Source organism: Algoriphagus sp. PAP.12, assembly GCF_026652115.1.
GTDB lineage: Bacteria > Bacteroidota > Bacteroidia > Cytophagales > Cyclobacteriaceae > Algoriphagus.
The window spans coordinates 71,895-94,612 of the sequence record NZ_JAPPSQ010000013.1 but is presented as its reverse complement, the minus strand read 5'-3'; the positions used below and the strand labels follow the sequence as shown (position 1 = coordinate 94,612).

Annotated in this window: 16 protein-coding genes; 14 read left to right on the top strand and 2 right to left on the bottom strand. The window is 39.6% G+C overall.

The features are described from left to right. Positions 1 to 42 precede the first annotated feature (42 nt). Positions 43 to 2,013, top strand: coding sequence for a M1 family metallopeptidase (locus O0V13_RS15425; protein ID WP_268035868.1), 1,971 nt, complete (start codon positions 43 to 45; stop codon positions 2,011 to 2,013). Between the two features lie 31 nt (positions 2,014 to 2,044). Here the strand turns inward: O0V13_RS15425 and O0V13_RS15420 are convergent, their stop codons facing one another. Then, on the bottom strand, positions 2,045 to 2,434 hold the full coding sequence (locus O0V13_RS15420) for a response regulator (protein WP_268035867.1): 390 nt from the start codon (positions 2,432 to 2,434) through the stop codon (positions 2,045 to 2,047). Between the two features lie 507 nt (positions 2,435 to 2,941). Between O0V13_RS15420 and O0V13_RS15415 the strand changes: the two genes are divergently transcribed. The 13 genes from O0V13_RS15415 (at position 2,942) to O0V13_RS15355 (ending at position 21,780) form a co-directional block, all read left to right on the top strand. Continuing rightward, positions 2,942 to 6,157 carry a SusC/RagA family TonB-linked outer membrane protein gene (locus O0V13_RS15415; protein WP_268035866.1) on the top strand — a complete coding sequence of 1,072 codons (3,216 nt, stop codon included), beginning with the start codon at positions 2,942 to 2,944 and terminating at the stop codon, positions 6,155 to 6,157. A 27-nt stretch (positions 6,158 to 6,184) separates the two neighbouring features. Next, positions 6,185 to 7,735 (top strand): SusD/RagB family nutrient-binding outer membrane lipoprotein, encoded by a 1,551-nt coding sequence (locus tag O0V13_RS15410; protein ID WP_268035865.1) that lies wholly within the window; start codon positions 6,185 to 6,187, stop codon positions 7,733 to 7,735. A gap of 74 nt (positions 7,736 to 7,809) precedes the next feature. After that, positions 7,810 to 8,895, top strand: a complete 1,086-nt coding sequence (locus tag O0V13_RS15405; protein WP_268035864.1) for an alkaline phosphatase family protein — start codon at positions 7,810 to 7,812, stop codon at positions 8,893 to 8,895. Continuing rightward, positions 8,892 to 10,535, top strand: coding sequence for a metallophosphoesterase family protein (locus tag O0V13_RS15400; RefSeq protein ID WP_268035863.1), 1,644 nt, complete (start codon positions 8,892 to 8,894; stop codon positions 10,533 to 10,535). Before O0V13_RS15405 ends, O0V13_RS15400 begins: the two co-directional genes overlap by 4 nt. Before the next feature lie 163 nt (positions 10,536 to 10,698). After that, on the top strand, positions 10,699 to 11,280 hold the full coding sequence (locus O0V13_RS15395) for an RNA polymerase sigma-70 factor (RefSeq protein ID WP_268035862.1): 582 nt from the start codon (positions 10,699 to 10,701) through the stop codon (positions 11,278 to 11,280). Continuing rightward, positions 11,277 to 12,251, top strand: a complete 975-nt coding sequence (locus O0V13_RS15390) for a FecR family protein (protein ID WP_268035861.1) — start codon at positions 11,277 to 11,279, stop codon at positions 12,249 to 12,251. The genes O0V13_RS15395 and O0V13_RS15390 overlap by 4 nt, the downstream gene beginning before the upstream one ends. A gap of 21 nt (positions 12,252 to 12,272) precedes the next feature. Next, entirely contained in the window at positions 12,273 to 13,943 is a 1,671-nt protein-coding gene (locus tag O0V13_RS15385) for a carboxypeptidase-like regulatory domain-containing protein (protein WP_268035860.1), read from the top strand. A gap of 184 nt (positions 13,944 to 14,127) precedes the next feature. Further along, positions 14,128 to 15,738, top strand: a complete 1,611-nt coding sequence (locus tag O0V13_RS15380) for a cellulase family glycosylhydrolase (RefSeq protein ID WP_268035859.1) — start codon at positions 14,128 to 14,130, stop codon at positions 15,736 to 15,738. A gap of 83 nt (positions 15,739 to 15,821) precedes the next feature. Continuing rightward, on the top strand, positions 15,822 to 16,373 hold the full coding sequence (locus O0V13_RS15375; RefSeq protein ID WP_268035858.1) for a DUF4256 domain-containing protein: 552 nt from the start codon (positions 15,822 to 15,824) through the stop codon (positions 16,371 to 16,373). An 81-nt stretch (positions 16,374 to 16,454) separates the two neighbouring features. Next, positions 16,455 to 17,636 (top strand): hypothetical protein, encoded by a 1,182-nt coding sequence (locus O0V13_RS15370; RefSeq protein WP_268035857.1) that lies wholly within the window; start codon positions 16,455 to 16,457, stop codon positions 17,634 to 17,636. A 35-nt stretch (positions 17,637 to 17,671) separates the two neighbouring features. Then, positions 17,672 to 20,017 (top strand): TonB-dependent receptor, encoded by a 2,346-nt coding sequence (locus O0V13_RS15365; protein WP_268035856.1) that lies wholly within the window; start codon positions 17,672 to 17,674, stop codon positions 20,015 to 20,017. A 99-nt stretch (positions 20,018 to 20,116) separates the two neighbouring features. Beyond that, entirely contained in the window at positions 20,117 to 20,722 is a 606-nt protein-coding gene (locus O0V13_RS15360; RefSeq protein WP_268035855.1) for a hypothetical protein, read from the top strand. Continuing rightward, positions 20,719 to 21,780, top strand: coding sequence for an alpha/beta fold hydrolase (locus O0V13_RS15355; protein ID WP_268035854.1), 1,062 nt, complete (start codon positions 20,719 to 20,721; stop codon positions 21,778 to 21,780). Before O0V13_RS15360 ends, O0V13_RS15355 begins: the two co-directional genes overlap by 4 nt. Positions 21,781 to 21,843: 63 nt before the next feature. Here O0V13_RS15355 and O0V13_RS15350 read toward each other — a convergent pair whose 3' ends face one another. Then, a complete protein-coding gene (locus tag O0V13_RS15350; protein ID WP_268035853.1) occupies positions 21,844 to 22,419 on the bottom strand; it encodes a phosphonate degradation HD-domain oxygenase in 576 nt (191 codons plus the stop codon). Between the last annotated feature and the right edge of the window lie 299 nt (positions 22,420 to 22,718).

The window sequence follows — 22,718 nt, the reverse complement described above, 5'->3', positions numbered from 1 at the left end:
GATGTTCAATTTTCTTACCTTGAATGGTAGAAACGAAAAATCATGAAGAAACTACTTTTACTCATATTCCTTTGCTCTTCTTATTCTTTTGGGCAAGAGAAGTTTAGAACAAGCATTGAAACCGACAGTCGAGCCATCAGGACTGATGTGCCTATGACCAATTCGATTAAAAAAGCCTTTGAAGCTGGTACTCGGGATTTCACAGGGAAGCCTGGTCCGAACTATTGGCAATTGGAGACTGATTTTGTCATTGATGCGAAATTGGATCCTTCAACTCAGACCATTACCGGTACGGAGACCATTACGATCCATAATAATAGCAAGGAAGATCTACCCAACTTAGTCCTTCGGTTGGATCATAATATTTTCCGTGCAGATGTACCAAGAGGCTCTTCCACGCCTGCAGAACAAACCGATGGAATGGTAGTGACTTCCATCAAAGTGAACGGGGTTTCCATTGATTTGGATTTGCCACCAGCGAGAAGAAATGATCCTCCTGCTTTGAGAGCAAGTAATTTGACCAAAACCGTAGCTTATATCACTTTGGAAAAACCAATTCCAGCTGGTAGCACAGGGGAGTTGGAAATTAGCTGGCATACCAAATTGCCGGGAGGTACCGGTGGTAGAGGTCATAGAATGACCCAGAGATTTGATAGTACGCTTTTCCAGCCGACTCAATGGTTTCCAAGATTGGCAAAATACGATGACTTGAGGGGTTGGGAAACGAGTGAATATTTAGGTCCAGCTGAGTTTTTCAACAATTTCGGAAAATTTGATGTGTCTTTGACGGTGCCTGCTGGCTGGATCGTGAGCGGTACCGGAGTGTTGCAAAATCCAGAGGAAGTTTTGACTCCAACAGCTATTCAAAGATTGTCCACTGTATTGGGTACTGATGAGGAGGTGACTATTGTAGGTCAGGAAGAAAATGGTCCAGGAAAAAGTACCAAAAATGGAGAAACTCTGACCTGGAGATTTTTGGCAGATAAAGTAAATGATTTTGCATGGGCAACTTCAGATAGATTTATATGGAAAGCTACTCGTGCAATGATTCCCGAAAAAGGTCCGATTCCGATCCATATGGTGTTTATTCCTGAGCGTGCCCAATATTTTGAGCATGCAGGTGAAAGAGCCAGACATGCATTAGAGTTTTACTCTTCCCTTTGGGTTCCTTATCCATTTCCTCAACTGACCATGCAAGATGGCCCTAGTGCCGGTATGGAATATCCAATGGTAGTCAATTCAAATCAAGGAGCTGCAGATCATGAAGTAGCTCACCAATGGTGGCCTATGATGGTGGGTACCAATGAGACCCGCTATGGCTGGATGGATGAAGGATTTAATCAATATATGAATGTGCTTTCCGGAGCGGATAGCAAAGGAGTACCTTTTGATTTGGATGGATGGGGACAAAGCTACGGTAGAATGAGTGGAAATGAAGATGAAGCTCCTTTGATGTGGTCTGCAAATAATGCGGGAAGTGGCTATGGGTATCAAACCTATTTGAAAACTCCTTTGATGCTTTCTATGCTAGGAGGGATTGTGGGGGATGATGCTGTCATTGCTGCCATGAAAAAATATGCTGCAACTTGGGCATTCAAACATCCTTCCCCTTGGGATTATATGTTTTTCATGGATCATGCTTTGGGAGAAAACCTAGGTTGGTTCTGGTACTATTGGTTGTTTACTACTGAATCTGTAGATGGATCGATAAAATCAGTCGAGGTAAATTCTGACAAGGCTATTGTAACTGTAAGACAAGATGGGGAAATGCCTTCACCAATAGTCCTTCAGGTTGAATATGAAGGAGAAATCGGAGGGGTTGCAGAATTGGCAAATGCAGTAATGATTAGCCCTAATACTTTAGAGTTTTCCTATCCTGTGGATGTATGGTTGGATGGGAAGAGAGAGTATCAAGTAGAAATCCCGACGCTGAAAACAATTAAAAAAATCACACTGGATCCCCATAATAGATTCCCAGATAAAGATGTGACGGATAATACCTGGACGAAATAATCACATAAAAGGGGGGCTTGCTCCTCTTTTTTTATAACAATATTTTTTTCAGAATCTCATCTGTTATAGGCTTTGGCAAGAAGCCCATGACCTCTTCAAATTCTTCAACTCGTTTTTGGTCGGTTGGATCAATAGAGCTACTCATGATATAAATATTGAAGCTGTTTTTATATTTAGAATCCAGCTCTTTGAATTTGTTTAAAAAGTGCCATCCACTATATACTGGCATGGATAAATCAAGAAGAATTACAGATTTACCTTCATTAGGTTTAGAAATATGTTTGAAGATTTCCTCTCCGTCGTGAAAGGATGTAGTCTCGATTGATATACCCGCAACTAATAAATATTTTTTAATTAAAAAATGGACCAAAGGGTCATCATCTACCAAAATCAATCGATGGTATTGAGCGGAGGTAGACATAGATAAGTTTGTATAATAGGGTTGAGTTTTAATTCCAATTGGCAAAATTAGAGAACAATCAGGATTTTTAAATTACAAATTTTACAAGACTAATTTGAATTTTTAAAATGCTTTTTCCTGTATTTATTTGGAATAAGAGTTTAGATCATAGCAGGTGTTTCCACAATTTTACATGTTATTGATTTTTTAGGTGAAAATTCTTTCAAAAAGTGAATATTCAGCAAAAAGTTTTGAAATATATTTTTTCTCTGTTTTCAAAAAGTTTAGGATTTATATACAACTTTTCTTAAAATAGACTTCAACTTTTGTTAACACAATCCTGAATGTTAAGTGGTGTTAATTGAGTTTTTATTTGAATAGACCCTGTTTAGGCCGATTTTTCGGTTCTTAACCATAAATTAATTCACTTTTTCGTAAAGTCTTTTTAACCCTTTAGGAACAGTGAAAGTATAGCTTTGGTAAAAATTTTTAACAAAAAACAATTCTATTTCAAAACTTATACTTCAAATGACTGCTAAAACAAGGATTTGGCAAGGAATGATGGTAGCCTGCCTACTCTTTATTCTCAATTTTTCCTACGCCCAACAGGTCAGGGTAACAGGAATAGTGACAGATGCAAATAATGAGCCCATGCCAGGGGCTACGGTAATGGTAAAAGGAACAACTCGTGGTACTGTAACAGGTATCGATGGTGACTATTCCATTGAAGCTTCTCCTTCAGATGTATTGATTTTTTCTTTTGTTGGTTTCGAAACAACCGAAAGAACTGTGGGCAATGCAACCAAAATCGATGTAAGCCTTTCAGAAGGCCTTGCCCTAAATGAGGTTGTTGTGACTGCCTTGGGTGTAGAGAGAGAAACCAAAGCCTTGGGATACTCAGTTCAGGAGGTAGATGGTGATCGATTCACAGAAGCTCGTGAAACCAACGTGATCAATTCATTGAGTGGACGAGTAGCAGGTGTTCAGATCACCAATAGTTCTTCAGGTTTGGGTGGTTCTAGTAGAGTGACCATTCGTGGGGAATCCTCTTTGAATATCAATGCCAACCAACCGCTTTTTGTTGTGGATGGTGTGCCTATTTCAAATAATGTTATCGGCTCTTCAGGTTCTGGTAACCAAGAAGTGGATTATGGTAATGCTGCTGGTGAAATTAACCCAGACGATATCGCTTCCATGACTGTATTGAAAGGTCCAGCTGCTGCAGCACTTTATGGATCAAGAGCAGCAAATGGTGCGATCTTGATTACTACAAAATCTGGAAAAGGTAAAAAAGGTTTGGGAGTGACAATCAACTCCAATACTACTTTTGATAATCCTTTAAGATTGCCACAGTGGCAAAACAAATACGGACAAGGTAATAACGGGCAATTTGAGTTTGTGGATGGCGCTGGTTCAGGTATTGCGGATGGCGTGGATGAAAGCTGGGGGCCTGCTTTAGATGCTGGATTGATGATCCCTCAATTTGACTCTCCTAGAAATGTGGATGGATATAGAGGTGGGGATTTGAATGCGCCTGCTGGTAGTACTATTACAGCGACTCCATGGGTACCGCAACCAGATAACATAAATGACTTCTTCCAAACAGGTGTGACGCTTTCAAATAACGTTTCCATTGCTGGTTCTAATGAAAATGCCAATATCCGTCTTTCTTGGACGAATTTGGATCAAAAAGGTATTGTTCCAAATACTGACTTGAAAAGAAATACAATTGCTCTAAATGGAGGTATCAATGTTACTGATAAGTTGTCAATCAACTCTGCGGTAAACTATCAAAGAACCAATAGTGGAAACAGACCAAATATTTCCTATGGTACAGAAAACTTGATGTATTTGTGGATTTGGTATGGTAGACAAATAAACACAGCTAGTCTTCGCAATTATTGGATGAAAGATCTAGAAGGTGTTCAGCAGTTTAACTACAACTACAACTATCACGACAACCCGTATTTCAACGTATTTGAAAACACCAACGGACAGGCGAAAGATAGAATTTTTGGTAATGTATCAGCGACATACAAGTTCACTGACAAGTTGAGTTTGATGCTGAGAACTGGAATGGATACTTACAATGAATTGAGGGATAGAAAAAGAGCATTCTCAACTCAAAGATTCCCTAAAGGTAACTACAGAGAGGACAATGTGTTCTTCACTGAGCAAAACTCAGATTTCTTGTTGACTTACTCAGAGCATACTAAGCCGGTTTGGACCTATAGTATTGCGTTAGGTGGTAACCAAATGAGACAAGAGAACAGATATCTTCAAACTGTTGCTCCTCAGTTATTGATTCCTGGAATCTATAACTTCACCAATACTGCAGTTAACCTTCAGGTAAGCCAATACAATACTGAAAAGAGAATTAACTCGCTATATGGATTTGGTCAAATCGGTTACAAAAACATCTTGTTCTTGGACGTAACCGGTAGAAATGACTGGTCTTCAACTTTGCCAGTGGATAACAACAGCTACTTCTACCCTTCTGCTACGATGAGTGCAGTAATCTCTGACATGGTGAAAATGCCAAATTTCATCTCATTCTTGAAAGTGAGAGCGGCCTATGCTGAAGTTGGTAATGATACCAATCCATATGCTTTGACAAACGTGTTCAACTCAGGAACTGCTTGGGGATCTGTTCAGACAAAATCTGAATCAAGTACGCTATCAAATGCGACTTTGAAGCCTGAAAAAACCGGTTCTTTCGAAACAGGTTTTGACTTGAGATTCCATGATGACAGATATGGTTTGGACTTCACTTATTTCGATAACAGAACCAGAAACCAAATTCTCCCAATCACTTTGGATATCGCGACAGGTTATTCTTCTAGAATCATCAACGCAGGTGAGGTTCAAAACAAAGGGATCGAAGTGATGTTTAGAGGTGCTCCAGTAGTGAATGCTGATGGATTCAACTGGAACTTCATGGCTAACTTCACCAGAACTAGAGGTTATGTATTGGAATTGACTGAAGGTCTAGATACATACACTCTAATCGGTAGAAATGGTGCAAATATTCAAGCGAGAGTCGGAGAAAGAATGGGGAATATCTACGGTGTTGGTTTCGCGAGAGTGGAAGACCCTAATTCTGAATATTATGGTCAAATCATCCACAACACCACAGGTACTCCACTCCGTGATTCTGAATTGAAGCCTCAGGGTAACTATAACCCAGACTGGATGCTAGGATTGCAAAACAACTTTAGCTACAAAGGTCTTTCTTTAGGTTTCTTGTTTGATTTTAGATATGGTGGAATCGTGGTATCCAGAACCAAAACTATCGGATCTACATCTGGTCAGTTGGAAGAAACTTTGTATGGTCGTGAAAACGGGTATGATCTAGAGGTGGAAGGTAATGGTATCATCAGCCCAGGTGTGGTTGAGAATGCTGACGGAACTTATTCTCCTAATACTTTCAAAGTTTCTTCTAGAAACTGGCATAACCGCTACTACGAAAGAAACAACGTAGAAGCAGCCAAATACGACGCAACTTTCTTGAAGTTGAGAGAAGTAACTATCGGGTATACTATTCCAAGATCAGTTTTAGGAAATCTTCCTATCCAAAGTGTTAAGCTTTCCCTAGTGGGTAGAAACTTGGCTCTTTGGACTGAAAACCCACATTTCGATCCTGAAACCATGGCAATGAGTGGTGGTTCTTTGATTCCTGGTGTGGAAGATATGGCATTGCCATCTACCCGAAGTGTAGGATTTAACTTAAATGTGAAATTCTAATCTGAATCAGCTAAAAAGACAATAATCATGAAATTCAATACAAAATATATTTCTGCTTTTTCTCTTGCCTTAGCATTGGGATTAAGCTCTTGTGATAAAGATTTTGAGGAAATCAATATGAACCCTAACAGTCCTGAAACTGTGTCCTCTGATCTTTTATTGCCAAATATCATTAGATCCACTACCAATGAAATTGCTGGTAGTGCTTGGGGAACTGGAAACATTGTCATGCAGATGACTGCCAAAATCCAGTTTACCAGTGAAGACCGCTATAACTGGGGACCTTCCGGAGACCCATACAATAATTTCTATAACTCCATGAGAGATCTGAACAATGTGATTTTGATCTCTGGAGAAGCTAATCAGCAAAACTATGTTGGGATAGCTAAAATTATCAGAGCAAACTTGTTCTCTTATATGTCTGATGCATATGGAGATATTCCTTACTCTGAGGCTATTCAGGCAAAAGAAGGAGTGAATTATCCGAAATTCGATACTCAGGAGTCCATTTACGCGAGTATTTTGAGTGAATTGGCAGAGGCAAACACCCTTTTGGGCAGCACCTCTGAGCAAGTAAGTGGAGATATCCTTTTCAATGGTGATATCGAAAGATGGAAAATGTTTGCAAACTCTTTGAGACTAAGAATCTTGATGAGATTGTCAGATAGACAAGATCCTTCTGCAGCAATGCAGGCTATTTTGGATAATCCTTCTCAATCTCCAATTTTCACTGGTATCGAAGATCAGGCAGCTTTGCAATATTTGCAAGATGTCCCAAATCAGCACCCACTATATACCACTCGTTCTGGATCATTTGATGAGTACAGATTGAGTGAAAAGATGGAAGGTGTTTTGAAAGATTTGGATGATCCAAGACTTTATGCGTATGCGCAACCAACAAATGATTCTGGTGCAGGTATTATTGGTGAAGTAGATGATTATCAAGGTGTTCCTAACGGACTTGCTGATGAGGAAGCTTTGGCTTATTCGCCATCTGGAGATCCTGCAAAAGGTGGATCTAACTTTGTCTCAAGAGTAGGTTTGTTGTGGTCTTGTTCTGCTTGTACTTCATTGGCTAACCCAACCGGCGCTCAGGCCATGTTGATGAGCTATGCAGAATTGCAATTCGTCTTAGCTGAAGCTAGAGAAAGAGGTTTCATCACTACTGGAACTGCGGAAGAGTACTACATGAACGGTATCAAGGCTTCTTTTGCATACTACAAAGAGAGATATGAAATGATCAACCTTCCTCAAATTGCTGAAAAATTGGATGTTTCAGATTCTTACTTTACACAATCAGGTGTTGCTTATACAGGAACGACGGATGAGAAGCTTTCAAAAATCGGAACTCAAAAGTGGTTGGCTCTATTCTTTACAGGTTTGGAGGGTTGGTATGACTGGAGGAGAACAAATTATCCAGAAATTTTACCTGGACCGGCAGCCTATATCAGCTCCGTTCCGGTAAGATATATGTATCCTACCAGTGTGCAGGCACTGAATAAGCAAAATTACTTGGATGCGATTGCTCGTCAAGGAGAAGACGCTATTACCACCAAAGTTTGGTGGGATGTAGACTAATATTGATATCACCACCTTAAATCAATTGAATCCTGCATGACCTCTGTTTTGCAGGATTCTTTCTAATGACTCAAATGAAAAAGATTTATTTATTACTTACTTTCTGTTTGTTGGGACAATTGACTTGGGCCCAAAATGATTACAAAACTGAAAACGTTATCCTTATCACTTTAGATGGGATGAGATGGCAGGAGATTTTCAAAGGAGCCGATTCTTTGATGGTAGATGATACAGGAATGATTCAGTCTCAAGGATCCCTGCTCAATGATTTTTGGAATGAAGATCCAATAAAAAGAAGGGAAATGTTGATGCCTTTCTTTTGGAATACCATTGCTAAAAAAGGACAGCTTTACGGAAATCGTGCCTATGGCAATAAGGTAGACAATGCAAACAAAATGTGGTTTTCCTATCCTGGATACAATGAGGTGCTTACTGGATTTGCTGATGATGAAAGGATTGATTCCAATGATAAAATCAATAACCCGAATAAAACTCTCTTGGAATATCTGAATCAGAAAGATGGTTTTAAGGGGAAAGTGATGGCTTTCGGTTCCTGGGATGTGTTTCCTTACATTATCAATGAGGAAAGAAGTGGGGTTCCGGTAAATGCCGGATTTGATTTGGCTGAAGGGGATGATTTAACGGAGGTGGAAAAAACCATCAACAGTCTACAGCAGGAGATCAGAGGACCATGGGGTGGAGTGAGATTGGATCCATTTACGCATCATTATGCATTGGAAGCGATTAAAAAGTATCAGCCGAAAGTCTTATACATTTCTTATGGTGAAACAGACGATTGGGCTCATGGCAACAAGTATGACCAATACATTTGGTCAGCCAAGCAAACAGACGCTTTTATCAAGGAGATCTGGGAAACCGTTCAGTCAATGCCTCAATACAAGGATAAAACAACGATGATTATCACTACCGACCATGGTAGAGGAGTTACCAAAAGAACTTGGAGAGGTCATGGAGATGAAGTGCCTGAAGCTGGTGAAATTTGGATAGCAGCTATAGGGCCTGATACTCCAGCAAAAGGAGAAATGAAAGTTCAGGGGCAATGGCATTCTGCGATGATTGCAAGAACTATTTTCCAACTTTTAGGAATGGAATATCCCGATGCGAAAGCTGAAAAGGTGATTCAAGAAATGATCAAATGAAAAAGTATTTCTTATTCTTTCTGATTTTGGTTGCTCTTGCATGCAATCAGGAAGAAAAATCTACCTCTCCAAGTTATGGGGAGGTATTTTTTTCAAATAACGAGTTTAATGCATTATGGGCAAATCTTTCAAAATTCTCAGAGGCGGCATCCCCTTTGGAATTGAAATGGGAATTTTTGGGAATGGACTCTTTTCCTGGAATTGATCGGAAGCTCCCTGAAAATCTAAAAGGTGAGCCAGTGGAATTGCCGCATAGATTGAGCAATGCCAACCATTCTTTTTGGTACAAAACAAAGGTTAGGTTGGAACCTGGGTTCTTAAATGTCCATGCTGATGATGGCGCTCAATTGTGGGTAAATGGCAAAAGAGCCAGACGCTCTCCGCTGGGAGAATTTTTCGAGATATCCCAAACTGGAGAATTGGAATTGGTAGTGAGAGTCGTCAATAATGCTATGGCCGGCGGTCTTCGAGGACTTTATTGGATGGGGCAGACCGAATTTTTGGACTGGAAGGACCGGGTAGCTCAGGCTCAGGACTCTTTGCTTTCTCTTAGAAAAAATGAATTGTTTTTGGGCGAAAAAGAGGAGGGTTTGGATTCTTATCCAATTCTATTTTCCAGCCCGGTTTTGATTTTGGGAACTGATGGAAGCTATTATTTAAGATGGATTTGTGAAAAGCCAGGAGTAGCTATTTTGGATTTTGGCAAAGGGAATGAAGTGGTGGTAGAGTCTAATGATGGAGTATTTACTTATGAACTAACAGAGCCAAGCATCTTCTTTACTTTAAAACAAGAAGATTCCAATTTCGGTGATTTTATTTTCCAAATTCCTCAGGAAAAAGAGAGTCTTAAACTTGCCGTTTGGGGAGATTCTCAAGGTGGCTGGGATACCTTTCTGAATTTTTCTCAAGCGATCGCCAATGAAGGAGTAGATTATTCGATAGGTTTGGGGGATTTGGTCAATGATGGTTCTGAAGAATGGGCTTATGAACGCTTCTTAGAAACAGCCTCGAATATGAATACTATCCAGATTCCAGTGCCTGGAAATCATGATTACGATGGCTATTACGAAGATTTGTTTCCAAAAGCATTGAAAAGTAAAATTTTCAGGGAGAATGAATTGACTTACGGGGTGAATTATGTGGGGCCAATGGCTTTGATGCGAGTGGATCCCAATACATTTTTCCCGGTTTCCCTTCCTGAAGGTTCAGAACAGTTCAATTGGTTTCAATCAGTCATCAATTCTGCAGAATGGAAGGAAAAACCATGGAAAATCATTGCTTTGCATCAACCTCCTTATTCTCAAGGCTGGCCTGGATATCAGGGAGAACAAAGTATTCGTGATTTATTGGAGCCTTATTTCGATCAAGGATTGATTGATGTGGTGATGGCTGGCCATACCCATGATTATGAAAGGCTGAGCCAAGAGTTTTCTGGAAATAAAGTTCAATTCTTCATTTTTGGCGGAGCAGGTGGAGGGTTGGAACCCAAAGGAGAAGATTCTCCTGAACCCAAAATGGATGAATTAATCAAAGAACATCATGTGGGGGTTTTGAATCTAAATTCAACTGAATTGAAGCTTTCTGTAATGGGTAAAAATGGAGAAATCCTAGATTCGTATTCTTTGTCAAAGTCTCAATGAATTGATTTATATTCAATTGTGAATGAATTGCCACCTGATTCAGATTAAGTGGCAATTTTTTTTAAACTTTTTTCAATTTCCCATAGGGGGATAGGACAATTCAGTTGTCTTATTCTAAAAAGCATGCAAAGTCTTATCTTGTGGGAAAGAATTCAGTTTTTCCATGCAAGGCCAGGAACCAGCCGATTTTTCAGAAATCCAAAAAGGAGATATGCAGGCATTTGAGCGAGTGTTCAAAGAGCACTATGATGGATTATGCCGTTTTGCAAATTCCTATTTGTTGGATGTGGATGAGGCTGAAGAGGTGGTTCAAGGGACTTTTATTGGTTTTTGGGAGAAAAGAGAAAACCTTCAAATCGAAACTTCTCTGAAGGCTTACCTGTATCGAAGTGTGAGAAATTCATGCCTCAATGAAATCAAAAGGCAAAAAGTACGGCAGGTTCATGCTCAGGCTGTTCTTCAGCAAGAAGTTCAAGTGGCTGAATCCTCGGACCATGATGCACTTAAAATGGAACTGGAAGATCGGATTCATCAAGCTATCCAAACACTTCCAGAGCAGTGTAGATTGATTTTCAAGATGAGCCGATTTGAAGAACTGAAATACCAAGAAATAGCCGATCAACTGGGTCTATCTATCAAAACTGTGGAAAATCAAATAGGTAAGGCCTTGAAAGTGCTGAGAGAACAATTGAAAGATTATTTACCGATGATCATTGTCCTGATGAAAGGATTTCTAGAGCTATGAGCGAACAAGAAAAAGAACATATAGAAGATCTGATCGGGAAATATATTCTGGATGAAGCTACTCAGCAAGAGGTGGCCGAGGTGGAGGCTTGGGCCCAGCTCAATTCAGAAAACGAGAAATACCTGAAGGATGCTCAAGTAATTTTCGAGAAATCCCAGATACCGAATTCGCCAAAATTCAATGCTGATGCGGCTTGGGAAAAAGTATATCCTCAGCTAGATACTCCAGGGAAAAGACATGTTTTCATGTTGCCTTTCTGGAGAGTTGCTGCTGGATTGGTATTGATAGCTTCATTGGTCTATCTCTTTTATACCCAGCTCAATTCTGTAGAAGAGCAGGTGTTCATCAGTCAAAATGAAGTTGTAACCCAAATCTTTGAGGAGGAAGCTGAAGTGACTTTAAATAAAGATTCTGAGGTGAAAGTAGCTTTCAACTCCAGAAAAAAAACAGGAGTAATTGACTTGAAAGGAGAGGCGACAATCAGTATCTCTGAGGATAAAAAAGCCTCCTGGTTAGTTGAGGCCGGTGAATTGAAAATCCGGGATATTGGTACTGTTTTCCATGTCAGAGCTATTCCTGGGGAGGATCATGTTGAAGTTTCAGTTTTTGAGGGATCAGTTCAGTTTTTTACCGATGAGCAGGAAGGTATTCTCTTGGAATCTGGTGAAAAAGGTCGCTTTGAAAAGGCAAGTCAGCAATTTTTTAAAGAAGAAGCCAGTCCAAATGTGATTGCTTACAAAACCAGAATATTCGAGTTTGTGGATCTGCCACTTCAAGAAGTAATAGCTCAACTCAATCAAGTTTATCAACAAAACATTCGATTAGAAGGTCCAATTGGCAATTGTCCAATCACTGTCAATTTTGAAAATGAAAGTTTGGAAACGGTTCTTTCGATTATTACAGAGACTATGGGCTTGGATTTGGATGAGTCTGACGATGAAATAGTTCTTTCTGGAGAAAGTTGTTTTTAAATTAAAGGAGTCAAAATCTCTATGAAAGGATACTTTTTTATTCTTTGCCTGATCTGTTTGTGTGCCTTTACAAACGTCTTTGCCCAGCAAATTCCTCTTTTGGAAAAAAGAGTCAGCATGCAGGTGTCAAATCAGCGAGTGGCAAATTTCCTGGACGACCTTTCCAAAGAAGCAGGATTGGTGTTTTCCTATAGCAGTTCGGCGATTGATGTGGAGCAAACCTTCACTGGGACAATTAAAGACCAAAGTGTAAGAGAAGTCCTAGAGGAAGTCTTTCTAGGCTCAGTACAGTACAAGGAAAAAGGGATTTATGTTATCCTGACACCTGCTCCAGTTTCGAAAAAGGAAGTAACTGTCAGCGGCTACGTGGTGGACGAAAATACAGGGGAAAGAATCCGAAATGCCACGGTTTACGATCCGATCACTTTGCAATCCTCTGTTACGGATGAATATGGTTTTTTCGAAATTCAGGTGAAAAACCACAATCAGGAAGATTTTAAGCTGATTGTCAATAAAGCCAGCTATTCTGATACTATGCTGGTTTCTTCCAATAAGAACCAGTTTTTCCAGAATATCTTTTTGAAACTGGACCCCAAGAAAATTCTGACCGCAGTTGATAGTCCAGAAAAATGGAAGTTTTGGAAGCTGAATAAAGACAAAGAACCAGCTCAGAATATTTCTAATCTGAGTGATACTATTCATCGAGACTTTCAGGTTTCTTTTGTCCCATTTGTCGGTACCAATAGGAAACTGAGTGGAAACGTGATTAATGATTATTCATTGAATATTTTGGGAGGCTATTCTGCAGGAACCGAAAAGGCTGAAATTGGAGGCCTGTTTAATATGAACCGGGGAGATGTAGGGAAATTTCAGGGGGCTGGAATATTCAATTTCACGGGTGGAGATTTGAAAGGATTCCAGGTGTCAGGGATTCTAAACATGAATCTGGGGAATGCTGATGCGGTGCAGGGATCTGGCTTGGTAAACTTCAATTTGGGCGATGTGAAAGGTGCCCAAGTCTCGGGTCTGGTTAATGCTGCTGGTGGAAATTTGACTGGCTTGCAGGTTTCTCCCATTGCAAATTATACTCACAGAAAAATGGAGGGGCTTCAAGCCTCAGTGATTTTTAATGGTGCCAAAGAAGTAAAAGGGACTCAGATCGGCCTATTCAATTATGCTGATACAGTCCAAGGTGCTTCTATAGGATTGATTTCCTTTGTGAGAAAAGGCTATCATAAAGTGGAACTCGGGGCTGATGAAATGCTGCCGATTAATTTTTCTTTTCGGACAGGTACTCGAGCATTTTATAATATTCTATCTGTGGGAATCAGACCGGAGGAGACAGATTCTGTCACCTGGGCATTTGGATATGGAATAGGTGCTTCTCCGAGGTTGGGTAAAAAGACCTTCCTAAACATAGAGTTGAGCTCTCAGCAGATCAATAAAGGGTTTGTAAATGCCCTAAACGTGGTGAGTAGGGCTTACCTAGGATTTGATTATCAAATTAGCAAAAACTTTGGAGTTTATGCCGGGCCAACCTTGAACTGGAGGTTGTATGATAATTCTTATGACTTTCATCCAGATTTATTTACTTATACTGACCCTAAGATTTTCTCCGAACATGAGTTTGCGGCGAATGATTGGGCGGATCAGTTTTGGTTTGGAGGGAGACTAGGAATCCGCTTTTTTTGATTTCTTAACATGATAATTGTCAAAAAAATGGCATTTCTGTTTTTCAGGAAATTTTTATAAGTTATTGATAATTAATTGTTTGAATAAAGATGTTTTGGAGGGTTAAAGGTTGTGATGATTGTCATCTCCTTTGTAGGCTAGGGTGTATCTACTTATTTTGTTTGAAAGAATTTAATCCCTTCAAATGTTCCAGATTACCAGAATCCTTACCAAATCTTGTTTCTTCAGCTATGTATTCCTAATTATTGGTTTCCATTCTATTCTGACCCAATCCACCTGGGCTCAGACTTCATCCAATCCCAAAAGTAAACTGGTCGTAATGAGGGAGCGATTTGTGGATGATTTGGGACGGGAAGTAATCCTCAATGGAATCAATGTAGTGAGCAAGTCCAAGGATGATAATTACCTTTTCCAATCAGGACCAGAGTTCTACTCCAATTTAAAAAAGTGGGGAATGAATAGCATCCGTTTAATTGTGATTTGGGATGGAATTGAGCCGCAACCAGATCATTTTGACGAAAAGTACCTAAAGGAACTGGATCAAAAGATTCAATGGGCAACAGAAAATGAACTTTATGTGGTTTTGGACCTTCATCAGGATCTGTTTTCTTCTAAATTTTCAGACGGAGCTCCTACTTGGGCAACATTGGACAAAGGATTACCTCATTTGACCGGAGATGTATGGAGTGATTCGTATCTCATCAGCCCAGCTGTCCATCAGGCTTTTGATAGCTTTTGGAATAATGAGAAGGCCTCAGATGGCAAAGGGTTACAGGATCATGTGGCAGAGATTTGGCAACTTTTGGCAAAAAGGTATCAAAATAACCCCTTTGTCATCGGTTATGATTTATTCAACGAACCGTTTCCAGGGAGTTTGGCACAGGAAGCTATGCCAGCAATGCTCCAGAAATATGCAGAATTGCATTACGAAAATACCAAGGAGGTCCTGACAGAGGAGCAATTACTTCATATCTGGTCGGACCCAACATCCAGGTCTGAGGCGCTCCGTTCCCTGGACTCGGAAGAAGATTTTGCTCCGGTGATTGATGCTTTATACCCAATTGTTTCAGGCTTTGAACAAGAAAAACTACAGCCTTTTTATCAGAAAATGGCAAATGCTATCCGAGAAACTGGGGATGATAAAATCATATTTTTGGAGCATACCTACTTTTCAAATATGGGTGTGAAATCAGCTATAGAAAGGACTTCATTTCCAAATGGCAAACCGGATCCTCAAGTCGCTTATGCTCCTCATGCATATGATTTGGTGGTGGATACAGAGTTTAGCCAGGAATCTTCCAACGCCAGATTGGATTTTATTTACAACAGGATTTCTGAAAAGGGAAAGGAACTCCAAATGCCCGTATGGTTAGGTGAGTGGGGAGCTTATTATCAATCAGGCGAGCAAATTGTTCCGGTAGCTCTGGAGGCTGTTTCTTTGTTGGAGAAATATCATTTTTCAAATGCCTACTGGTCCTATGATCCGGAAATGGAAAACCTTCCTTATTTCCGAAAAGCGATTATTAGACCTTATCCGGTAGCGGTTTCAGGTAAGCTTGAAAATTATTCCTTTGATGAAGCTAATCAGGTATTTGAGATCACATGGTCCCAGAATACTGACTCAGCAGGTGAGTCTTTGATCTATTTTCCTGATTTGAGTAAAGTAAACCTGCGTAAGTTGTCGGTTCCAGGTGTTGAGCTTAAGGAATTTGAAGGATCTCAGGCAGGTTATTTGGTTATTCCCTTTCAAAAAGGTCTTACTCAGGTAAATATTATGATTCATTTGAATCCCTAAACAATCATCAAAGAATAGGTCCGGAAGATTTGATTGGGATTTGCTAGATTTAAACTTTTCAAAAACTTATTCAAGATTAGAAAATGGGACTCGATCCAAACCAAAAAATAGCATTGCTTGAGACTCTTGAAATCAGATTCAACAAAAATCCGCAAAGACATTCTGGATTGACTTGGGAAATGGTTTTGGAGAAAGTTGAAGCAAATACTTCGGTTCTTAACTCTTTATTTTTAATGGAAGAAACTGGTGGTGAACCTGATGTGGTGATCTTCAATTCAATTCCTAGTGAATGGTTTTTTGTGGATTGTTCCAAAGAGAGTCCTGCTGGTCGAAGAAGCTTTTGCTATGATCATGAAGCATTGGAAGCCAGAAAGAAATTCAAGCCAGAAAATTCCGCAATGGCATTGGCACAAGAGATGGGGGTTGAGCTGTTGAATGAGCAACAATACAAAAGACTACAGGAATTGGGGGAATTTGATTTGAAAACCTCCAGTTGGATCCTGACTCCTTCAGCAATTCGTAAGCTGGGTGGAGCACTTTTTTGTGATCGTAGGTATAATCATGTCTTTACCTACCACAATGGCGCGGATTCCTATTATGCAGCAAGGGGATTCCGGGCAATTTTGAGTTTGTAGGGAATGAATTCAATTTTTTTCAAAGCCGGATAGGGGTATTGCTTCTTTCATCTGTCATTAAGATGAAACGAAATCAATACAATGAAGACTATTCACAAAATCACCACATTACTCTTGCTGTTTGCTTGTCAATTTGCGTGGGCACAGCAGGAGGAGGAAAGTCAAGAAGGAACCAAGGATTTTCATGTGGAATTCAAGCCTTTTACCAAACCTGGTGCTGATACCACTTTTGCTCCATTTCAGATTTCATTTGTTCCTTACGTGGGCACAAATGGAATCAATTCAGGGAATGTAGTCAATGGTGTTTCATTCAATGTACTGGGAGGTTATTCGGCAGGGACAGAATCTTTTGAAGCGGCGGGCATATTCAATATCAATCGTGGAGATATGAATGGAGTCCAGTTGGCCGGACTTTTCAACCAAGTCAGAGGTAGAGTGGATGGCGTTCAGATGGCAGGATTATTTAATTCAAATCTGGATTCAGTAAAAGGCGTTCAACTGGCAGGGTTGACCAATTTTACCACTGGAAAAGTCGATGGCGTTCAAATCTCAGGATTGGCGAATTTCTCCCCGAAGTCCGTCAAAGGAGTTCAGCTTGCTGGATTATTGAATTTCTCTGCCCAAGATTTGGAAGGGTCACAGATATCGGGCGGCTTAAACTTTACTGCCAAAGAGGTAAAAGGATCACAAGTCGGGCTTTTTAACTTCGCAGGTAAGGTGAAAGGCTTTCAATTGGGACTTTTCAATTATGCAGATAGCATGAGCGGAGTTCCCGTTGGTTTGATCAGTTTTGTGAAGTCAGGCTATCACACTCTCGAAGTGAGTTCCAATGAAGTGCTTCCTTTCAATTTGGCTTTCAGAAGTGGGAAAAGGGAATTTTATACCATGCTTTTCGCCGGAATGAGACCAGAAATCAATAGGGATGTCGTTTGGGCCTTCGGGTATGGGGTAGGTTCCTCTCCTCGAATTACGGACCGCTTTTTTCTGAATGTTGAAGCTAGCTCCGAACAGCTTAATCAGGGAAATGTTTTGGCGCTGAACCTGATCAATAAGCTCTATGTGGGAGCTGAATTTCAGGTGGCCAAAAAGTTCGCAATTTTCGCAGGACCTACACTCAACTTTAGAGTCTATGATGATTCCTATGAATTTCATCCTGAGTTATTCCAGTATACCCAGACCAAAATTCGCAACCAGCGATATTATCCAGAAGATGTAGCCAGTCAGATGTGGTGGGGATTCCGAGCAGGATTCCGATTCTTTTAAAAAAAACTAATCATTAACTTCTAAATCAGCTTATTATGAGACTTTTTCTAAGCCTCCTGGGATTGCTATATTTTGTCCATATCCCTTCTGTCGACTCTCAGCAACTCAATCAGACCATTCGTGGTCAAGTTGTAGATCAAATTTCCAAATCCCCCTTGATTGGAGCTTCAATATCAATTTTGGGTTTTGATCCATCTAAGGGAGCGGTTACTGATCTGGATGGCTATTTTATAATTCAAGAAGTCCCTGTAGGTACCTACACATTGAGAATTAACTATATGGGGTATGAGGATAGAATCCTTCAGGAAGTCAAAGTAAATTCTGGGAAAGAATCTGTTTTGGAGATTTCTCTAGAAGAAAGCATTTCTGAAATTCAGGAGTTTGTAGTGACTGCAAGTGAAAAGGACAGAACTATCAATGAGATGATCGGGGTAAGTGGGAGAACATTCTCGGTGGAGGAGACCCGGAAGTATGCTGCGGCAATCAATGATCCTGCAAGAATGGCGAGCTCTTTTTCTGGAGTGGTAAGTACCGATGATGGGAACAATAATATTTCAATCCGTGGAAATAGCCCGAACGGTTTATTATGGAGGATGGAAGGGATTGATATTCCCAATCCAAATCATTTTGCTTTTCCAGGCTCAGCTGGGGGAGGAGTTTCCATTTTAAGTAGCCAATTGCTGGATAATTCAGATTTTATAACAGGGGCTTTTCCTGCAGAATATGGCAATGCTTTGGGAGGTGTCTTTGATTTAAACCTTCGGAAAGGGAATAATCAGAACCGGGAATACACGATCCAAGCTGGATTTTTGGGAACGGATGTGGCCTTAGAGGGACCATTTTCAGAAAACTACAGAGGATCCTATTTGGTGAATTACAGGTATTCTACCCTTTCTCTTTTGGGTAAAATCGGTGTTCCTTTGGGAGACTATGTGACTAATTTTCAGGATTTATCATTTAATTTTTATCTGCCAACAGGCAAGAAGAGTAGTGTTTCAGTTTTTGGATTTGGAGGTAAAAGTGACCAAAATAAAGATGCTGAATTGGATGCTTCTGAATGGGAGTTTGAAGAGGATCGCTACAATACCAATTTCTTTTCTAATACAGGTGCAGTCGGAGTCAAATACAATTTGAGTGTGAATTCCAAGCATTTTCTGCAAACAACTGTTTTGGCTTCAGGTACAGAATTGGGTGATGCTTATGATTTTGTTGATGATGAATATATTCCCGAAGAGCGCTTTTATCAACGACTGTCCAATTCCAAAATCACCTGGAATATGGTTTTGAATTCCAAGCTTTCTTCTAGGGCTAGTTTGAGGAGTGGTTTTTACTTTAATCAACTTTCCTACAATCAATACAATCGAGCTTATGACCAGGATTTGAATCAGGTTGTCAAGCATGTTGACTCCAAAGGGAATTCTCAGAGTGTCCAGGCTTTTTCCCAACTCAATTACAAAGCCTCCGAGCGCCTCTCTTTTAATTTAGGCATGCATTACCTGCAGTTTATGCTGAATAATTCCAATTCCTTGGAGCCGAGATTCAGTGCAAATTATCAGTTGGATGAAAAGCAGAGGCTGAGCTTTGGATATGGTTTACATAGTCAGGTGCAAACTTTGGGGACATATTTTGCTGAAGAAGAGCAGGATGGAAATATCACTCTGCCAAACAAAGACTTAGGCTTAAGCAAATCCCAACATTTTGTCTTGGGGTATGATAGGTCGCTCAATCCTTATTTGAGATTTAAAGTAGAAACCTATTACCAGCATCTTTATAATATCCCAATCAAGGAAGGAGCAAACGAAACCTACTCCATTTTGAATCAACAATGGACTTTGATGACTGATCCTTTGGTAAATAAAGGTTTTGGTAAAAACTATGGGCTTGAAGTGACTTTGGAGCAGTTTACCAATAAAGGAATGTACTTTCTGTTAACCGGGTCAGTTTACAACTCGCTTTACAAGACTAAGGAAAATGTTTGGCGGGATACCCGCTACAATGGGAATTACAATTTCACTTTTACAGGAGGTAAAGAGTTTCAATGGAAAAACAACCGAGTGTTTGGAGTGAATATCCGAATGAACTATGGTGGTGGACAGAGGATTACTCCTATTGATTTATCTGCTTCCATTGAAAAAGGAGAGACTGTTTATCAAGAAAACCATGCCTTTGAAGAGCAAAACCCGGCTTATTTCAGAACAGATCTTCGTGTTAGTTTGAAAAAGAACAAAGCTAATTCCACGAGAACCTGGTCCTTGGATATTCAAAATGCAACCAATCGGAAGAATGTGTATGGAACTTATTTTGAGCCCATGTCCAATGAGATCGAAACGATTTATTTGACACCTCTGATTCCAGTCTTGAATTATCGAATTGAGTTTTGAGTCAGTTTATGAAACAAACTCAGGTAAAGATTCCCAGAAATGCTCTCATCAATCGAGGGTTTAGTGATTTGTCCAATAATGAAACAAGAATCAATCAAGATGATGAAGAATAAATTCAAATTGTTGCTCTTTTCTTTCCTGTTCAACACCTCTTTTTTCTGTTCAGGGCAATCTTGGAAACCCCAAGAAGTTTCGATCTCCTATTTTGGTGAGATGATTACCCATCCGGGAATCAAGCTATCTGCTAATTATCAGATCAAACAATGGAGGCAATTTAAAACTCAAAAGAAGGGTGCTTCTCAAGAGATTTTTAAATCAATCCAATTGAGTCCCTCATTGGCATATTATTATCACAGGAGATATCATCATGGACTTCAATTTGTTCCAGAGCTATTCTATAGAAGGAAGAAGGAAAATGGTACTTATCTGGATTTAGGCATAGGAATAGGAGTTTTGAGGACAATTATTCCTGAAGTTTATACCATCAACGAAGAGGGGAGGGTGGAGAAAAGTAAAGTTGGGTATTCCTATTTTAAAACCAGTTTATTTGCTGCTTTTGGAAAGGATTTTTTTCATAGTCAAAAGAAGGTATTTACAGGTTTTATTAAGCCTCAGTTTCAATATTCTATTCCAGGATTCCCAAATGGGACGGGGTATTTTTTCTTGGAAGCGGGGTTATTATTTCCATTAAAATCAGAGTTATGAAAAAGTTGAAAAACATCTTAGTGATAGTTGGGATAATTTGTTCGTTTTCCTGTGAGAAATTTGAAGCTGAAAAGAGCAGTGATGCTTTCTTTCAGGTTCAAATTGACGAGGCTGTCATACCTGTATGGGTAAAAGGAAATACGGCTTCTCAAAAGCTGATTGTATATATCAATGGTGGTCCAGGATTGACTAGTATTGATATGGCTAGAGCGGATATGTTTGGCTGGTCAAAAAGTCTGGAAAAGGATTTTGCAATGGTCTATTATGATCAAAGAGGATGTGGAAACGCTCAGGGAAATATTGATGAGGAATCGCTTACTATAGATCAATATGTCAAGGACTTAGATGCTATTATTACGGTGTTGAAATCAAAGTATGGAGATGCCTCAATTTATTTGATGGGGCATAGTTTTGGGGCATTTATCGGAGCCAATTATTTGTTGGATTCCAACTTAGGAGACAAGATTCAAGCTTGGATATCAATTGATGGGGCCTATAATTTCGATTATGAATTAAGTTGGCTTTATAGGAGAACTTTTCTGGAAAATATTGCTCAAGAGGAAATAGGTAAAGGAAACATGATTCCTCATTGGGAGGAAGCTTTGCGGTGGGTTGAAGACAATCCTCAAATCTTGACAAGGCAACAAAAAAATGAATGGAGATCTTTTTTGGGGTGGCCAGGTGAGATTATCATCCCTGAAGAAATAGCAACACTTTCGATTAGGCAATATCTCTCAATTGGATTCGCTTCAACCTATAATCCATTTCCTTCCTATTTATCATCAAATTTGAAAGTTGTCAATGATCGATTGAATAAAGATGCTGAAGGAGAAAATCTAATCAATTCGGTGAAAAACATCTCTATTCCCGCGCTATTTATTTGGGGGAGGTATGATGACTTGATTGTACCGGAAGAGGGTGAAGAGGTCTTTTTAAATTACGGAAGTGATGCAAGTAAAAAGACCTATAGCCTGTTTCCAAATTCAAGTCATGAACCCTACATCAGCGATCCAGATAGATTCTATTCTGAGATAAGAGACTTTGTTTCTGCCTATTGATCTAGATGTTGTAAGGATTTTCAGGTTGAGGTGGATAAATTCGAGAAAGGCATCTTGAGCTTTTTATACAAGCATTTTTTTCGCCATTTCACGATATTTATTCAAATCTGGAAGGGGAATGAATTCGAGTTTAGCCTCCTCATCCCAGGTTCTCATTTTTAAAGAAGCTTCAAAAAGCGGGTCATTTTCAAATTCCTTGGCCTCTTCTTCATTCATAGGACCTCCTTGATAGCCCAAGGTTTTCACGCTTGCTTCAGAGAGTTTTTCAAAATATTCAGGGTACTTGTAGGTGAGGTATCTTTTCGCCTGAACATGATTCTCAACTAGTTTGGCTATTTTTTCAGAAAAGCCAAGTTTTCTCAAGTAAGCTGCTCCGATTTGTTCATGCCTTTTTGCTCCATATCCTCCCATGGATTCACTGTCTCCCAAGTGGGCAAAAAGATGTCCTATATCATGAAAAAATGCGGCAAGGATCACCTCCTCGTCAAATCCTTCTTTCTCTGCCAGCTGTGCTGACTGCGACATGTGTTCGATTTGTGATACAGGTTCTCCTATATAATCTTCTTCGCCATGCTTTTCATATAAGTCAAAAATCAAATCCAGCTTTTGGTCAATACTTAGCTTTTCTAAATCTTTCATAGGGGTAAAGTTTACAAATACTAAATTCTATGATTGGTTTTAAATATTCAAAATTGTTAGGTTAAGCTTTCTTGAAGATATTTAAGTCGAAACAAGTTGCTAATATGAACTTAAAATTAAGAAAAATATCCCAATATAATTTTTTCAAAACACATGTTTAATAGAATCATAATCCGTAAATTTTATACTCAGCTATACATATGTTTAATTTTGCTAAACAGTAATTGAGTTGGTTTTGCTCGATTGGGAGGGATGATTACTCCTGTATGATTCCCTCTTTTTCGAGCAGGCGAGGATTG

What these genes read in the sequence shown, in the direction of transcription:
- O0V13_RS15425 (WP_268035868.1), top strand. Translation starts at nt 43, where the DNA reads ATGAAGAAACTACTTTTACTCATATTCCTTTGCTCTTCTTATTCTTTT.
- O0V13_RS15420 (WP_268035867.1), bottom strand. Translation starts at nt 2,434, where the DNA reads ATGTCTACCTCCGCTCAATACCATCGATTGATTTTGGTAGATGATGAC.
- O0V13_RS15415 (WP_268035866.1), top strand. Translation starts at nt 2,942, where the DNA reads ATGACTGCTAAAACAAGGATTTGGCAAGGAATGATGGTAGCCTGCCTA.
- O0V13_RS15410 (WP_268035865.1), top strand. Translation starts at nt 6,185, where the DNA reads ATGAAATTCAATACAAAATATATTTCTGCTTTTTCTCTTGCCTTAGCA.
- O0V13_RS15405 (WP_268035864.1), top strand. Translation starts at nt 7,810, where the DNA reads ATGAAAAAGATTTATTTATTACTTACTTTCTGTTTGTTGGGACAATTG.
- O0V13_RS15400 (WP_268035863.1), top strand. Translation starts at nt 8,892, where the DNA reads ATGAAAAAGTATTTCTTATTCTTTCTGATTTTGGTTGCTCTTGCATGC.
- O0V13_RS15395 (WP_268035862.1), top strand. Translation starts at nt 10,699, where the DNA reads ATGCAAGGCCAGGAACCAGCCGATTTTTCAGAAATCCAAAAAGGAGAT.
- O0V13_RS15390 (WP_268035861.1), top strand. Translation starts at nt 11,277, where the DNA reads ATGAGCGAACAAGAAAAAGAACATATAGAAGATCTGATCGGGAAATAT.
- O0V13_RS15385 (WP_268035860.1), top strand. Translation starts at nt 12,273, where the DNA reads ATGAAAGGATACTTTTTTATTCTTTGCCTGATCTGTTTGTGTGCCTTT.
- O0V13_RS15380 (WP_268035859.1), top strand. Translation starts at nt 14,128, where the DNA reads ATGTTCCAGATTACCAGAATCCTTACCAAATCTTGTTTCTTCAGCTAT.
- O0V13_RS15375 (WP_268035858.1), top strand. Translation starts at nt 15,822, where the DNA reads ATGGGACTCGATCCAAACCAAAAAATAGCATTGCTTGAGACTCTTGAA.
- O0V13_RS15370 (WP_268035857.1), top strand. Translation starts at nt 16,455, where the DNA reads ATGAAGACTATTCACAAAATCACCACATTACTCTTGCTGTTTGCTTGT.
- O0V13_RS15365 (WP_268035856.1), top strand. Translation starts at nt 17,672, where the DNA reads ATGAGACTTTTTCTAAGCCTCCTGGGATTGCTATATTTTGTCCATATC.
- O0V13_RS15360 (WP_268035855.1), top strand. Translation starts at nt 20,117, where the DNA reads ATGATGAAGAATAAATTCAAATTGTTGCTCTTTTCTTTCCTGTTCAAC.
- O0V13_RS15355 (WP_268035854.1), top strand. Translation starts at nt 20,719, where the DNA reads ATGAAAAAGTTGAAAAACATCTTAGTGATAGTTGGGATAATTTGTTCG.
- O0V13_RS15350 (WP_268035853.1), bottom strand. Translation starts at nt 22,419, where the DNA reads ATGAAAGATTTAGAAAAGCTAAGTATTGACCAAAAGCTGGATTTGATT.